This is a genomic window from Acidovorax sp. KPB24-07 (genome assembly GCF_057543315.1).
On the sequence record NZ_BAAJYS010000808.1, the window covers coordinates 1 to 839 of the forward strand.

Consider the following 839-nt stretch of genomic DNA (forward strand, 5'->3'; position numbering starts at 1 on the left):
GAGCCAGCCCCGCCCGTGGTGGCAGCCCCTGCGCCCGCACCGGCGCCAGCGCCCGTTGCCGTGCCCGCCCCAGCCCCCGACACGGAGGAGCCAGGCTTCTTCTCCAACCTGTTCGACGACCCCATGCTGCCATTGGCCGGTGGCGCCTTGCTGGCGTTGCTGCTGGGCTATGGCGTCTACCGCACGGTCCAGAACCGCCGCAACCAGCACGCGGTGGACAGTTCGTTCATGGAAAGCAAGCTGCAGCCGGATTCGTTCTTCGGCGCCAGCGGCGGCCAGCGCGTGGACACGGCCAGCAGCCAGCTGAGCACCGGTTCTTCGATGGCCTATTCGCCCAGCCAGCTCGATGCCGGCGGCGATGTCGATCCCGTGGCCGAAGCCGACGTGTATCTGGCCTATGGCCGCGACCTGCAGGCCGAAGAGATCCTCAAGGAGGCCGTGCGCCACAACCCGGACCGCACCTCGGTCCACGTCAAGCTCGGCGAGATCTATGCCAAGCGCCAGGACCGCAAGGCGCTGGAAGCCGTGGCGCAGGATGTCTTCCGGCTGACCGATGGCCAAGGCCCCGACTGGGCCCGCGTGTCCGAACTGGGCCGAGAATTCGACCCCGAGAACCCGCTGTACCAACCCGGCGGCCGCCCTGGCGTGGTCCTGGACGACGACGGCCCCAACACCGGCAACGGCTTTGCCAGCACCTTCACGGACGGCCGTCCGCAGATGGCCGGCGCCACCAGCGCGGCCCTGCCGCCCGATCTGGACCTCGACCTCGATCTGGCGGACGACGCCCTGACCGAGGCGCCGCCCGCGCCACCTGCCGCACCGGGTGCCTTCGCCGCTGA

The 839-nt window shown here is 70.3% G+C and carries 1 protein-coding gene; it reads left to right on the forward strand.

Features of this window, described 5'->3' with window-relative positions:
* Positions 1-60: 60 nt before the first annotated feature.
* Positions 61-839: type IV pilus assembly protein FimV (locus tag AC27IQ_RS25975; RefSeq protein WP_487091360.1), on the forward strand; the 779-nt coding region annotated here is incomplete at its 3' end.